Below are 14,029 nucleotides of genomic sequence, written 5' to 3'. Positions count from 1 at the left end.
GTCAACCTTGGTTGACAGGCGACCCGGCCTGCCGCTGCCCGGCCCGTCCCGGTGTTACGGTCCGCTGGTGTTCCGCCGCCGTCCGCTGGACCGGCCGGTCGAGTCCGCGCGCCGGCTCACCGCCGGCCGCCTCACCCTGGAGATCGCCGGGGGCAGCGTGGTCGGGCACCGCTACCCGGAGAACTACGACGTGCTGCACGTCGACCCCGAGCTGCCGTTCGCGGTGGTCTGCGACGGGATGGGCGACGGCGAAGGCAGCCGCGTGGCGGGCACGACGGCGGCCCGGACGTTCACCGCGCGGGTCCGCGCCGACTGGCCCGCCGTCGGCGCCGCCGCGCTGCGCGCCGCCGTGGCCGATACCCAACGGCGGGTACGCCAGGCCGGCGCGGCGCACCCGGGCCTGACCGGGTGCACGCTCACCGCGCTCGTGGTCGAGCCGGACGGCGAGCAGGGCTGGCTGGTGCAGCTCGGCGACTCGCGGGCGTACCGGCTGCGCGACGGGCTGCTCGAACTGGTCACCGTCGACCACACGATGGCCTGGCTCGGCCTGCTGCACGGCTGGTGGCCGGCCGACTCGCCGGAGGCGGCCCGGGCGCGCTACCAGCTGCTGCGCTACGTCGGCCACCCGGACCGCCCCGAACCGGACCTGCTCGCCGTGCCACTGCGCCGTGGCGACACCTGGCTGCTGTGCACCGACGGCATCAGCGACCAGCTCGGCTACCACCGGCTGCGCGACCTGCTCGCCGCGCGGCGCGACCCGGCGCGCACCGTCGAGGCCCTGCTCGCCGCCAGCCTGGACGAGGGCGGTGAGGACAACGCCACAGCCGTCGTACTGCGCGTCCACCCGGCGCTGCCCGCCCCGCGCTGACCGCCAGTTCCGCCGACCCGCTCCGGCGCACCCGGTCCCGCGACTACGGTGAGTGAAAAGCACGGGTCGGGAGGTGAGCCGGGGTGGCCGCACCCAGCCACGGCGCGGTGGTGGTCGGCGTCAGCCGGTCCGAGGCCGACCTGACGGTGGTCCGCACGGCCGCCGCCGAGGCCGCCGCCCACGACCGGCCGCTGCACCTGCTGCACGCGTTCAACTGGGCCGCCACGCCCGGCCCGGCCCCGGCCGGTGGCACCCGCACGGACGCGGAGAACGTGCTGGAGCACGCCGGGCAGGTCGTTGCCGAGTGCGCGCCGCGGGTGCCGGTCAGCGGCCGGATCGTCGAGGGCTCGCCGGTCGAGGCGCTGCTGCGGGTCGCCGACACCGCGTTCCTGATCGCGCTCGGTGACGGCGGCATGTCCGCCCACCCGGACCGCGTACCGGCCGACACGCCTGCGGTGGACGTGGCCGCCCGGGCCGGTTGCCCGGTGCTGGTCGGGCGCACCCAGCCGGCCCCACCAGGGCCGCTGCTCGTCGGCTTCGACGGATCACCCAGCTCGCAGGCCGCCCTCGGGTACGCCTTCGACTGCGCGCAGCACCGTGGTGCCCGCCTGCTCGCCGTCCGGGTGATCGAGCCGGAGTCCGGCGACCGCGTCGACGGGCGGCTGGAGGAGGCGGTCACCCGGACGGCCCGGCGGTACCCCCGGGTCGCCGCCGACTGCGAGACCGTCCACGGTGACCCGAAGTCCGTCCTGCTCGACCGGTCCCGCGCCGCGCAGCTCGCGGTGGTCGCCGCCTGGGGAGACGGGCCGGTAGGGTCCACTCTGGGCGCGGTCAGCCAGTCCCTGCTCTACCACTCGCCGGCTCCGCTGATCGTGGTGCGGGGAGTCGCCGCAGGTGCGGAGGACGGGTCATGACGCCCGCGCGAGGCGGGACCTACGGCCCTGACCGGCGACCCCCGATGGGGACGACGCTGGACGCGCCGGGGAGAAGACGTGGTCCCCGAGTGGCAGCCGACCCCGAGCCACGAGAGGCTAAGGCAGCATGGACACCGCGGTGAACCTGCACAGCCCCCTGACCGAAGCCGAGTTGCGCCGGCTGGACGCCTACTGGCGCGCGGCGAACTACCTGACCGTCGGCCAGATCTACCTGCTCGACAATCCGCTGCTGCGCGAACCGCTCAGGCCTGAGCACGTCAAGCCTCGCCTGCTGGGCCACTGGGGTACCAGCCCCGGGCTCAACCTGCTCTACACGCACCTCAACCGGGTCATCGTGAACCGGGACCTGTCCGCCATCTTCGTCACCGGCCCCGGCCACGGCGGCCCGGCACTGGTGGCGAACACCTGGCTGGAGGGCACCTACAGCGAGCTGTACCACCACATCCCCCGGGACGAGACCGGCATGCAGCGGCTGTTCCGGCAGTTCTCCTTCCCCGGGGGCATCCCGAGCCACGTGGCGCCGGAGGTGCCGGGTTCGATCCACGAGGGCGGCGAGCTGGGGTACGCGCTGAGCCACGCGTACGGCGCCGCGTTCGACAACCCGGACCTGCTCGTGGCCTGCGTGATCGGTGACGGCGAGGCGGAGACCGGCCCGCTGGCCGGGAGCTGGCTGTCGAACGTGTTCCTCAACCCGGCCCGCGACGGCGCGGTGCTGCCGATCCTGCACCTCAACGGCTACAAGATCGCCAACCCGACGGTGCTGGACCGGATCCCCGCCGAGGACCTGCGGGACATGATGCGCGGCTTCGGCTACGAGCCGTACGTGGTCGAGGGCGACGACCCGGCGACGGTGCACCAGTTGCTGGCCGGCACGCTCGACCGCGCGCTCGACGAGATCGCCGCGATCCAGCGCCGGGCCCGCTCCGGCGAGCACGTCGAGCGTCCCCGCTGGCCGATGATCATCCTGCGCACGCCGAAGGGCTGGACCGGTCCCAACCGGGTCGACGGCAAGCAGGTCGAGGGCACGTTCCGCGCCCACCAGGTGCCGATCTCCGAGGTCCGGGACAACCCGGAGCACCTGGCCGAGCTGGAGCGCTGGCTGCGCAGCTACCGGCCGGAGGAGCTGTTCGACGCCACCGGCGGCCCGGTCGCCGAGGTGGCCGGCCTGCCGCCCACAGGTGACCACCGGATGAGCGCCAACCCGGTCGCCAACGGCGGCCGGCTGCTGCGCAACCTGGAACTGCCGGACTTCCGCGACTACGCGGTCGACGTACCGACGCCGGGTGAGCCGATGGCCGGCGCGACCGGTGTGCTCGGCCCCTGGGTCCGCGACGTGATCGCCCGCAACCCGGAGACGTTCCGCCTGTTCGGCCCGGACGAGGTGGCCTCGAACCGGCTCGGCGCGGCGTTCGAGGTGACCGACCGCGCGTTCGTGGGTGCCGAGGTGCCCGGCGACGACCACCTCTCCCCCGACGGCCGGGTGATGGAGGTGCTCTCCGAGCACCTGTGCCAGGGCTGGCTGGAGGGCTACCTGCTGACCGGCCGGCACGGCATCTTCACCAGCTACGAGGCGTTCATCCACATCGTCGACTCGATGGTCAACCAGCACGCCAAGTGGCTGAAGGTGACCCGGAACATCCCGTGGCGGGAGCCGGTGGCGTCGCTGAACTACCTGCTGTCCAGCCACGTGTGGCGCCAGGACCACAACGGCTTCTCGCACCAGGACCCGGGCTTCATCGACCACGTGATGAACAAGAAGGCCGAGGTGGTCCGGGTCTACCTGCCGCCGGACGGCAACACCCTGCTGTCCACGATGGACCACTGCCTGCGCAGCCGGCAGTACATCAACGTGGTGGTGGCCGGCAAGCAGCCCGCGCCGAACTGGCTGACCATGGACGAGGCGATCCAGCACTGCCGCCGCGGCCTGGGCATCTGGGACTGGGCCAGCAGCGACGACGGCACCGAGCCGGACGTGGTGCTCGCCTGCGCCGGCGACGTGCCGACGCTGGAGACGCTCGCCGCCGTCGACCTGCTGCGCCGGCACCTGCCGGACCTGAGGGTGCGGGTCGTCAACGTGGTCGACCTGATGCGCCTGCAACCGCCGTCGGAGCATCCGCACGGCCTGCCGGACAACGAGTTCGACACCATCTTCACCCGCGACAAGCCGGTCATCTTCGCCTACCACGGCTACCCGTGGCTGATCCACCGGCTCACCTACCGCCGGACCAACCACGAGAACCTCCACGTGCGCGGCTACAAGGAGGAGGGCACCACCACGACGCCGTTCGACATGGTGATGCTCAACGACCTGGACCGCTTCCACCTGGTCATCGACGTGATCGACCGGGTGCCGGGGCTGCGGTCGCGCGCCGCGCACCTGCGCCAGGACATGGTGGACGCCCGCCAGTCCTGCCGCGACTACACCCGGCGCTACGGCGAGGACGACCCCCGGGTCGCCGAGTGGCGCTGGATCCGCGAGAACGACCCGGCCCTGAGGAGTGGCGAATGAGCGGCGAGGAGATCCTGGTCGGCTACGACGGGTCCGCCGACGCGTCGGTGGCCCTGAACTGGGCGCTGGACGAGGCGGGCCGGTCGGGGCGGCCGGTACGCCTGGCGTACGTCTTCGAGTGGCTGACAGTGACCGGCTGGATCGGCCCCGGCGTGGCACCCGGCGTGTGGCCGGACGAGGCGGCCCGGCAGCAGGTCGACGAACTGGTCCGCAAGGCGGCGGCGGACGCCGCCGCCGACCGGCCCGGCCTGACCGTGCACGGCGAGGTGTTCGACGGGCCGCCCGCGCTGGTGCTCCAGGAGCGGTCCGCCGACGCCGGGATGCTGGTGCTCGGCAGCCGGGGCCACGGCGGCTTCGGCGGGCTGCTGGCCGGCTCCACGGCGGTCTCGGTCGCCGCGCACGCCCACTGCCCGGTGGTGGTGGTCCGCGACGGCCAGGCCGCCACGTCCGGGCCGGTGGTGGTCGGATCGGACGGCTCGGAGTCGGCGCTGCGGGCGCTCGGCTTCGCCGTCGAGCGGGCCGCGCAGCGGGACGTGCCGCTACGGGTGCTGCGGGCCTGGGAGCCGCCTGGTGACAGGTGGGTGCCGCCGGACTTCGACCCGGAGCAGGTCGCCGCGAGCGAGCGGGCCGCCGCCGAGGCGGAACTGGCGCCGTGGCGGGAGAGCTTCCCCGACGTGCCGGTCGAGATCGAGGCGGTACCCGGCAGCGCGTCCGCGCTGCTGGTGGAGGCGAGCCGGTCCGCGCAACTCGTGGTGGTCGGCAGCCGGGGCCGGGGCGGCTTGCGCGGCATGCTGCTCGGCTCGGTCAGCCAGCAGCTCATCCAGCACTCGCACTGCCCGGTCGCCGTGGTACGCGAGCGCTGACTCAGCGGCCGGACGCGGTCGAGCCGTCCTCCGGGTTGAGCGAGAAGTAGTCCTCCTCCTCCTGAGCCAGGTGCAGGCGCAGCACCGCGTCCAGGCCGTAGAGCGCAGCCAGCAGATCGGGCACCTCGTCACGGCGCAGCCGGCCGTCCGGCTGCGCCGTGAGGTGCCCGCCGATCCGCTCCACCAGCCGCACGATCTCCACGTGCGCCCGGCTCATCGTTGAGGTCGCCTCGTCGCTGCCGAGCGGCCCGGCCAGCGCCGGGTAGAGCTGCCGGTCCTCGGCCGCCTCGTGCGGCAGCACCTCGTCGACCAGGCGCCGGTGCACCTCGCGCAGCGCCGGCAGGCACGCCGGGTCGTCCGGGCGGGTCGCCACCATGTCGGCGGTGTCCCGCAGCCCTGCGAGCACGTCGCGGACGCCGCCGTGCTCGCCCGCGTACCGGTCGAGCAGTTCGCGGGTGTGCGCCGGCAGGTCCCGCCGCCGCAGGCCGCCGCCGAGCGCGCGCAACGCGTTGAGGATCACCAGGACGTCGATGCCCTCCTGGAGGAACGCGCCGGCCACCGGGGGCAGCCGGCCCGCCGCGGCCACCAGCATCGCCAGCACCGCCAGTCCCATGCCGACGGTCGCGCTCTGCACCGCGATGCGGCGGGCGTACCGGGCGATCTCGACGGCGTCGGCGAGCCGGTCCAGCCGGTCCACGGTGAGCACCGCGTCGGCCACGTCCGCCGAGGCGGTCGCCCCGGTCGCGCCCATCGCCACACCGACGTGCGCCTCGGCCAGCGCGGGCGCGTCGTTCACGCCGTCGCCGACCATCACGGTCACCGCGTGCGCCGACTCCTCGCGTACCCGATCGGCCTTCTCCTGCGGCGAACACCGCGCGATCACGTCGTCCACGCCCACGATCTGCGCCACCTGCCGGGCCGTGCCCGGGCGGTCGCCGGTCACCATGACCAGGCGCTCCAGGCCCGCCTCGCGCAGCCGCCGCACAGTCCGGCGGGCGTCCGGGCGGACCGGGTCCTCCAGCAGGATCGCGCCGAGCGGCCCCTGGTCGTCGCTGACCCAGACCGCGGAACGCCCGGCCCGTTCGGCGCGTTCACCGAGCCGGTCCGCCCACTCGGGCGGTTCCCCGGCGAGCTGCCCGACGTGCACCATCCGTCCGTCGACGCGGCCGCTCACCCCGTGCCCCGGTTCCTCGGTGACCTGCGTCGGCTCGGCCAGCGCCAGCCCGCGCTCGCGGGCCTGCCGGACCAGCGCGGCGGCCAGCACGTGCGGGGAGAGCTGCTCGACCGAGGCGGCCAGCCGCAGCAGCTCGTCCCGGTCGCCGCCCGGCGCCACCACCACTTCGGCCGCCCGGGGCCGCCCGGCGGTGAGGGTCCCGGTCTTGTCCAGCAGCAGGGTACGGGCGCGGCCGAGCTGTTCCAGCGACCCGCCGTCGCGGACCAGTACGCCGCGCCGGGCCACCCGGGACAGCCCGGAGACCACGGCGATCGGGGTCGCCAGCAGCAGCGGGCACGGGGTGGCTACCACGAGCACCGCGACCGCCCGGGTGAACTCGCCGGACAGCAGCCACGCCAGCCCGGCCAGCACCAGCGTGAACGGCACGAACGCGGCGGCGTACCGGTCGGCCAGCCGTACCATCGGGGCCTTGCGGGCGGTGGCCTCGCCGGCCAGGCGGACGATGCCGGCGTAGGTGCTCTCCGCCGCGTTGCGGCTGGCCCGCAGCCCGAAGCCGGCGCCCGCGTTGACGACGCCGCTGGCGACCTGCTCCCCTGCCGCGCGGGTGACCAGCTGCGACTCGCCTGTGACCACCGACTCGTCGAGCGTCGCCGCCTCCTCGACCACGCCGTCCACAGGCACCACGTCGCCCGGCCCGACCACGAGGCGGTCCCCCGCCTCGACGCGGTCCAGCGGCACCACCTCGATCCCGCCGTCCGGGGTACGCCGCCGAGCCTGCCGGGGCGCGCGTTCCAGCAGCGCCCGCAGGTCACGGGTGGCGCGGCGCTGGGCGTACTCCTCCAGCGCCCGCCCGGTCGCGACCATCACCGCGATCACGGCGCCGGCCAGGAACTCCCGCACCAGCAGCGCGCCGAGCAGCGCCAGCACCGCGATGACGTCCACCCCGAACTGCCGCAGCCAGAGCTGGCGCAGCGTCGTCCAGGCCGCCGGCACCAGAGCGACCACCGTGACAGCCGCCCAGACCAGCCGGGCGGCGTCGTGCGCGCCGGCCAACCACAGCGCCGCACCGGCCAGCACGGCCACGGTGAGCAGCACCAGCGGCGCCCACTCGGCCCGGGCCCACCGCCGGGCGCGGGCCGGCTGCTCGGGTACGCACTCGCGTGGCTCGGTTCCCACGTGTGGATCGTCTCAGCCCCGACGTGGGACGGGCAGGGCGATGCGGGTAATCCGGGGGATGGAACGGCGTCCCCACCCGCCCGTGGGGCACGATGGGGAAAACAGGAAAGGTCGTGACGATGAGCCACGAGACGCCGGCCGGCGATCGCCCGTTGACCACCGCGCTCGCGGAGGCCGCCGGAATGGCCGGCCACGCCCCCTCGGTGCACAACACGCAGCCGTGGCACTGGACGGTCCTGCCCGACGCGCTGGAGCTGCGGGTGGTCCGCGAACGGCACCTCAGCGCCTTGGACCCGGAAGGGCACCTGCTGGTGGTGAGCTGCGGCGCCGCGCTGCACCACGCCCGGGTGGCGCTGGCCGCCGAGGGCTGGACCCCGGTGGTGGAACGGCTGCCCGACCCGAAGGAACCCGACCTGCTGGCCCGGATCACCAGCCTGAAGCACACCGGCGCCGACCCCGACGCCATGCGCGTCGTGCAGTGCATGCAGGTGCGGCACACCGACCGGCGGCCGGTCAGCGACGAGCCGATCCCCACCGACGCGCTGAACGACATCGACCGGGCCGCCACGCTGGAAGGCGTGAACCTGCAACTGCTCGACGACACCCAGAAGATCCAGCTCGCCGCCGCCGCCCAGCAGGCCGCCGCCGTCGAGGCGGACAGCCCGGAGCTGCGCGAGGAACTGGCGTACTGGACCAGCCGGGCCGGCACCGGCACCGGGCTGCCGCCGGAGGTGCTGCCCGAGCAGGCCCCGCAGACGACCGTTCCGGCCCGCGACTTCGGCCGCGCCGGCTCGCTGCCGATCGGGCCCGGCCACGACAAGGCCGCCGTGTACGGGATCCTGTGGGGCTCAGACGACGAGCTGATGAGCTGGCTGCGCGCCGGTGAGGCGCTCTCCGCCGCCTGGCTCACCGCCACCCGGCACGGGGTGTCGCTGGTGCCGCTGTCCGGCGTGGTGGAGGTCGAGGGCACCCGCGAGGTGCTGCGGCAGATGCTCTCCGGCCTGGGGTTCCCGTACATCAGCATGCGGCTCGGCCTGGCCGACCCGACGCACGCCGGACCGCCGCACACGCCCCGGCTGGACGTCACGCAGACGGTCGACACCTCGGCGGTCCGCGACCGGCTCGCCTGACCGGTCTCGATCACGGCGGCCACCGGGCGATACCATCGCCCGGTGGCCGCCGCACCTCAGTCCCCGCACGAGCACCTCACGCCGTCGCTCGGGCTGACCCCGCTGTCCCGTGTCCGCCTGGACGAACTGCTCCAGGAGATGCTCGACCGCGTCGGCGAGGTGGTGACCAGCCGCGAGCGGCTACGGGCCCTGCTGGACGCGGTCGTCGGCATCGGGTCCGACCTCGATCTGCGCAGCACGCTGCAGCGGATCGTGCAGTCGGCGTGCGAGCTGGCCGGCGCCCGCTACGGCGCGCTCGGCGTCATCGGCCCCGACCGCATGCTGCACGACTTCATCGTCCACGGCATCAGTCCCGAGCTGCACGCCAAGATCGGCGAGCTGCCGCACGGCCGCGGCGTGCTGGGTCTGCTCATCGACGAGCCGAAACCGGTACGCATGCCGGACATCACCAAGCACCCGAAGTCGTACGGCTTCCCGCCGAACCACCCGCCCATGCACAGCTTCCTCGGCGTGCCGGTACGCATCCGCGACCACGTCTGGGGCAACCTCTACCTGGCCGAGAAGCAGGGCGCGGCCGAGTTCACCGAGGACGACGAGGAGATCGTGGTGGCGCTGGCCGCCGCGGCCGGCGTGGCCATCGAGAACGCCCGCCTCTACGCGCTGGCGCACCGGCGGGAACGCTGGCTCGCCGCCGCCGCGGAGATCACCTCGGTGCTGCTCGGCGAGGTACGCCGTACCGACGCGCTGACGCTCGTGGCCCGCCGTGCCCGCGAGGTCGCCGAGGCCGAACTGGCGCTGGTGCTGCTCTACGACGAGGACGAGGCGCAGTTCACCGTCGAGGTCGTCGACGGCGCCGACCCGGTCACCCGGGAACTGGTCGGCGCCGTGCTGCCGGCCGCCGAGACCAGCTTCGCCGCATCAGTCACGCAGGGCCGCCACGACCAGGTCGACGACCTCGCCGCCGCGGCGCCCTGGCCCCGGCCGGTGGTCGCCGGGCCCGCAGTCGTCTCCCCGCTCGCCGCCGCGGACACGCTGCACGGTGTCCTGGTGATCGGCTACCGGCCCGACCACGGGCCCGCCGCCGACGACGACCTCGCGCTGCTCGCCAGCTTCGCCGGGCAGGCCGCGCTCGCAATGGAACGCGCCCGCGGGCAGGAGGAGCGGGAACTGCTGGTGGTCCTGGAGGACCGCGAACGCATCGCCCGCGACCTGCACGACGTGGTGATCCAGCGGCTGTTCGCCACCGGCCTGCAACTGCAGAGCGGCGCGATGAACGCCCGCCCCGAGGCCGCCAAGCGGATCAACCAGGCCGTCGACGACCTGGACGCCACCATCCGCGACATCCGCCGCACCATCTTCGAGCTGCGCACCCCGATGAGCGCGGCGCTGCGCACCGAGATCCGCGAGGCGATCGAGGTGGCCGCCGAGTCGCTCGGCTACCGGCCCGAGCTGGAACTGATCGGCCCGATCGACAGCGCCGTCCCGGACGACCTGCGCGGAGAACTCACCGCCGTGCTGCGCGAGGCGCTCTCCAACGCGGTACGCCACGCGCAGGCCGACCGGGTGTCGGTGCGCGTCCGCGTCGACTCCGGCCGGGTCGAGATCACCGTCACCGACGACGGGATCGGCTGCGACCCGGAGGCGGCCCGCAGCGGGCTGGTCAACCTGCGGGAACGGGCCGAGCGGCTCGGCGGCGAGTTCGCGCTGCGCCGGGCCGAGCCGCGCGGCACCGAGGTGCGCTGGAGCGCCCCGCTCGACTGACAGCCGTCAGGTGTTCTTGCCGAGCAGGCGGGTGGCCAGCACCGCCGCCTGGGTACGCCGCTCCAGGCCGAGCTTCGCGAGCACGCTGGAGACGTAGTTCTTCACCGTCTTCTCGGCGAGGAACATCTTCCCGGCGATCTCCCGGTTGGTGAGCCCCTCCGCCACGTACTCCAGGATCCGCCGCTCCTGCTCGGTGAGCGACTTCAGCTCCCGCGGCTGCTCCACACCGCTGCGGATGCGCTCCAGCACACGGGTGGTGATCGCCGGGTCGAGCAGCGACTGCCCGGCCGCCACCCGGCGGACCGCGTCCACCAGGTCGGTGCCGCGGATCTGCTTGAGCACGTACCCGGCGGCGCCCGCCATGATCGCGGCGAACAGCGCCTCGTCGTCCTCGTACGAGGTGAGGATCAGGCCCTTGATCGAGGAGTCCACGGCGCGGACGTCCCGGCAGACGTCGATGCCGTTGCCGTCGGGCAGCCGGGCGTCGAGGATCGCCACGTCGGGGCGCAGCGCCGGAATGCGGCGCGCCGCCTCCTGGGCCAGGCCGGACTCACCGACCACCTCGATGTCGCCGCTGCTCTGGAGCAGGTCGGCAAGGCCACGACGGACGACCTCGTGGTCGTCGAGCAGGAACACCCGGATCATCCGTCCTTTCTACCCGCTTTCCCGCCCCCGTAGCACGGGTCGAAAGTCCCGTCCTGCGCGCGCCGGCCGGGACCGACGGCCGGGCCCAGGTGGGGACCTCCGGCCCTGCTCACCGCGCCGTCCCCTGACGCACCGTAGTGGTGTACCCGGCCGGGGGAGCCGGCGCCGCACGAGAGGGAGCAGCACCATGACGACCGAATACACCGCCGAGCAACTGCGGGCCGCGGTCGCCGACGCGGTCCGGGCCCCGTCACTGCACAACACCCAGCCGTGGCGGTTCCGGCTCGTCGACGGCGGCATCGAGGTTTCCGTCGACCCGCTGCGCGGCCTGCCCGCCACCGACCCGACCGGCTGGGGCGCGCGGATCGCCGCCGGTGCGGCCCTGTTCAACCTGCGCCTGGCGCTCGCCGTGGCGGGCACCCCAGCCACTGTGCGGCTGCGCCCGTACCCCGCCGACCCGGACGTCGTGGCCCGGCTGGTGCCGGACGTGCCGCGCCGTCCCACCCCGGTCGAGCAGAGCCTGTACGGGGCGATCGGCCACCGGTTCAGCAACCGCGCACCGTTCTGGCCCGACCCGGTGCCGGCCGAGGCCCGCTGGCGGCTCGGCGAGGCGGCCCGCGCCGAGCAGTGCTGGCTGGAGCTGGTGATCGGCACCAGCGCCGTCAACGCGGTCGCCGAGGTCGCCCGCAGCGCCCACCGCGTGCTGGAACGCGACCCCGCTTACGTGGCCGAGCGGGCCGAGTGGATCCGCTCCGAGCCGGCCCCGGACGGCGTGCCGACCGGCGCCGGCGGGCCGCAGAGCGAACCGCAGGACCTGCTGCCGCAACGCGGCTTCGGCGGACGCAACCGCGCCCCCGGTCGCGACTTCGAGCCGGAGCCGCTGGTCGCGGTGCTCGGCTCGGCCGGCAACACCTCGGCCGACCAGATCCTGGCCGGACAGGCGCTGCAGCGGGTGCTGCTCACCGCCACCGACGCCGGGCTGAGCGTGTCGATGCTGTCCCAGCCGATCGAGGTGCCCGCCGCGCGTGAGGCGCTGCGGATGTCGCTGGGCCGGTTCGGCACCCCGCAGATGGTGATGCGGATCGGGTACGGCCAGCCGGGTCGTGCCACCCCGCGCCGCTCGGTCGAGGAGGTGCTCGACCTGCCGGTCGTGCCGGCCTGACCCGTATCCCTCCGCAGGCCAGGCCGGGAGTGCTCGCCCCGCCCGCCCGCGCCGGCCGGGCTCAGGCCGCCTGTGCGGGCCCCAGGTCCGCCGTACGGTGCTGTTCCCCGGTCAGGCCGGGAGCGCGGCCAGCAGGGCCGTCTCCCGCTCCGGCGCCAGCCCGACCGGTGCGCGCGCCGGCCGCCCCGCCCGGTCCGGCACGCGCCCCACCTCGCGCAGCCACCGCCAGGTGTCGGCGACCGTCTCGGTCACCGGCCGGCAGACCAGCCCCGCCGCGTACGCCCGTTCCACGTCCCGCTCCTGCATCCAGCGGTACTCGTGCCCGCGCGGAATCCACACCGGCAGGTCGTTCCACGGCTCCACCCCCGCGGCCAGGAGCGGCTCCGGCGCGGTCCACCGCAGCCTCGCGTCCGACCCGGTCACCGTCACCGCCGCGTCGAGCAGGTCACCCATCGTCGCGTGCCCGGTGCGACCCACCACGTTGTACGCCCCGCCGACGCCCTCGGCACCCCGGTCCAGCAGCCAGGTCGCCAGGTCCCGGACGTCCACGTACTGGATCGGCAGGTCACGCGGCCCCGGCGCCAGCACGTCCCCGCCCCGGGCGACCCGGTTCAGCCACCACGGCAGCCGCCCGATGTCCTCCCCCGGCCCGAGGATCAGCCCGGCGCGTGCCAGCAGCGCCCGGTCGCCGAACACCCGCGTCGCGGCGAGTTCCCCGCCGGCCTTGTTCGCCGGGTAGTCACCGTCGTCGGCGTTCGCGTCGGCCGCCACTGTCGGCGCCTCCTCGCCGCTGCCGGGCGCGACGGGTGGCGCGTACACCGATCCGCTGGACACGTAGACGTAGTGCGGCACCGCGCCTTCCAGCGCCGCCGCCGCGTCCCGTACCGCGCGGGGCGCGCCGTCCCACGTGTCCACCACCAGGTCCCACTCACCGCCGACGAGCGTGGCCAGCCCGTCCGGCGCGGTCCGGTCACCCCGCAACCGGTGTACGCCGTCCGGCACCCGCCCGTGCACACCCCGGTTGAACACTGTCACCTGCCAGTCGCGGCGTACCGCCTCGGCCACGACCGCACCACCGACAAAGCCCGTACCACCAAGCATGAGAAGTCGCATAGGCCCCAGCCTGCCGCCGCGCGTCGGGTACGGCTGCCCTGTTTCACGGTCAGCGGATCTGCCAACGGCAGAACCCAGCCCTCCCGTCACTGAGCAACACCCCGCCCCAACCTGTCCCGCGCCGTCCGGTCACCCTCGATCTTGGACTTGTGGCGCCTCGGATGCCCGGTTAGCGCAGTTCGCGAGGTGCCACAACTCCAAGGTCGACGAGTCCACCCGGAGTTCACGACCCCGCCCCGACCTGGTTGATCATGAAGTTGATGACGTTCGGTGTCCGGTTTGTCGCCGCCAACCTCATGATCGACCAAGTGGGGGCGGGTGCGTGTGGTGCGAGCCGTGCAGGCGATGCAGAGGATGCCGGCGGGGCGGCCACTCTGCCGCCTGCCCCCCCTCCCGCCTGGCGACCCGAGCTGTCCGGAGACTTGGTGCGAAACGGCCCCTATGGGGGCACTTTCCTACCAAGCTCTGCGGATGCTCTCGGGAAACGGCCATGTGTCCCAGGTGATGGGAGACCGCGCTGGCGAGAGGGATCCGAGGTGCTGGTGAGGCGCGGTAGGTCGGGGGGCGTGTGGGTGGGGGTGTCCGGTTCGGGGGTGGTGGGCGGCACTCTGGCGGCGGAATCGTCGGCGGGTGGGTGGCGTTGTAGACGGGTGAACGACCGAGGACCAGCCGTGCCCCGCGAGCCGGGCGGCG

General features: G+C 74.3%; 10 protein-coding genes. 7 read left to right on the top strand and 3 right to left on the bottom strand.

Annotated features, from left to right (window positions below; all coding sequences use genetic code 11):
• The first annotated feature begins 67 nt into the window (after positions 1–67).
• The 4 genes from O7546_RS07045 (at position 68) to O7546_RS07030 (ending at position 5,175) form a co-directional block, all read left to right on the top strand.
• Entirely contained in the window at positions 68–868 is an 801-nt protein-coding gene (locus O7546_RS07045; RefSeq protein ID WP_194802577.1) for a PP2C family serine/threonine-protein phosphatase, read from the top strand.
• An 83-nt stretch (positions 869–951) separates the two neighbouring features.
• On the top strand, positions 952–1,782 hold the full coding sequence (locus tag O7546_RS07040; protein ID WP_194802576.1) for a universal stress protein: 831 nt from the start codon (positions 952–954) through the stop codon (positions 1,780–1,782).
• 127 nt (positions 1,783–1,909) lie between these two features.
• On the top strand, positions 1,910–4,312 hold the full coding sequence (locus O7546_RS07035; RefSeq protein WP_194802575.1) for a phosphoketolase family protein: 2,403 nt from the start codon (positions 1,910–1,912) through the stop codon (positions 4,310–4,312).
• Positions 4,309–5,175, top strand: coding sequence for a universal stress protein (locus tag O7546_RS07030; RefSeq protein WP_194802574.1), 867 nt, complete (start codon positions 4,309–4,311; stop codon positions 5,173–5,175). The genes O7546_RS07035 and O7546_RS07030 overlap by 4 nt, the downstream gene beginning before the upstream one ends.
• A gap of 1 nt (position 5,176) precedes the next feature.
• Here O7546_RS07030 and O7546_RS07020 read toward each other — a convergent pair whose 3' ends face one another.
• Positions 5,177–7,525, bottom strand: coding sequence for a heavy metal translocating P-type ATPase (locus O7546_RS07020; protein WP_194802573.1), 2,349 nt, complete (start codon positions 7,523–7,525; stop codon positions 5,177–5,179).
• A 119-nt stretch (positions 7,526–7,644) separates the two neighbouring features.
• Here O7546_RS07020 and O7546_RS07015 point away from each other — a divergent pair, with 119 nt between their 5' ends.
• Both O7546_RS07015 and O7546_RS07010 read left to right on the top strand, forming a co-directional pair.
• Positions 7,645–8,655: a nitroreductase gene (locus tag O7546_RS07015; protein WP_281600619.1), complete on the top strand. Its 1,011-nt coding sequence runs from the start codon at positions 7,645–7,647 to the stop codon at positions 8,653–8,655.
• A 93-nt stretch (positions 8,656–8,748) separates the two neighbouring features.
• Positions 8,749–10,416: a GAF domain-containing sensor histidine kinase gene (locus O7546_RS07010; protein WP_194802696.1), complete on the top strand. Its 1,668-nt coding sequence runs from the start codon at positions 8,749–8,751 to the stop codon at positions 10,414–10,416.
• A gap of 6 nt (positions 10,417–10,422) precedes the next feature.
• On the opposite strand, the gene O7546_RS07005 is transcribed toward O7546_RS07010, so the two are convergent.
• Positions 10,423–11,061, bottom strand: a complete 639-nt coding sequence (locus tag O7546_RS07005; protein WP_013284884.1) for a response regulator transcription factor — start codon at positions 11,059–11,061, stop codon at positions 10,423–10,425.
• A gap of 187 nt (positions 11,062–11,248) precedes the next feature.
• On the opposite strand from O7546_RS07005, the gene O7546_RS07000 reads away from it, so the two are divergent.
• Positions 11,249–12,223, top strand: a complete 975-nt coding sequence (locus O7546_RS07000; protein WP_194802571.1) for a nitroreductase — start codon at positions 11,249–11,251, stop codon at positions 12,221–12,223.
• Between the two features lie 111 nt (positions 12,224–12,334).
• Here O7546_RS07000 and O7546_RS06995 read toward each other — a convergent pair whose 3' ends face one another.
• Positions 12,335–13,336, bottom strand: a complete 1,002-nt coding sequence (locus O7546_RS06995) for an NAD-dependent epimerase/dehydratase family protein (protein WP_281600618.1) — start codon at positions 13,334–13,336, stop codon at positions 12,335–12,337.
• Positions 13,337–14,029 lie beyond the last annotated feature (693 nt).

It is taken from the genome of Micromonospora sp. WMMA1976 (genome assembly GCF_027497335.1).
GTDB classification, from domain to species: domain Bacteria; phylum Actinomycetota; class Actinomycetes; order Mycobacteriales; family Micromonosporaceae; genus Micromonospora; species Micromonospora aurantiaca.
Note: the sequence above shows the minus strand (reverse complement) of the source record. Positions and strands in the feature narration are given on the sequence as shown.

Coding starts and splice junctions, on each gene's coding strand:
- O7546_RS07030 (WP_194802574.1), top strand. CDS start 4,309: ATGAGCGGCGAGGAGATCCTGGTCGGCTACGACGGGTCCGCCGACGCG.
- O7546_RS06995 (WP_281600618.1), bottom strand. CDS start 13,336: ATGCGACTTCTCATGCTTGGTGGTACGGGCTTTGTCGGTGGTGCGGTC.
- O7546_RS07035 (WP_194802575.1), top strand. CDS start 1,910: ATGGACACCGCGGTGAACCTGCACAGCCCCCTGACCGAAGCCGAGTTG.
- O7546_RS07005 (WP_013284884.1), bottom strand. CDS start 11,061: ATGATCCGGGTGTTCCTGCTCGACGACCACGAGGTCGTCCGTCGTGGC.
- O7546_RS07015 (WP_281600619.1), top strand. CDS start 7,645: ATGAGCCACGAGACGCCGGCCGGCGATCGCCCGTTGACCACCGCGCTC.
- O7546_RS07000 (WP_194802571.1), top strand. CDS start 11,249: ATGACGACCGAATACACCGCCGAGCAACTGCGGGCCGCGGTCGCCGAC.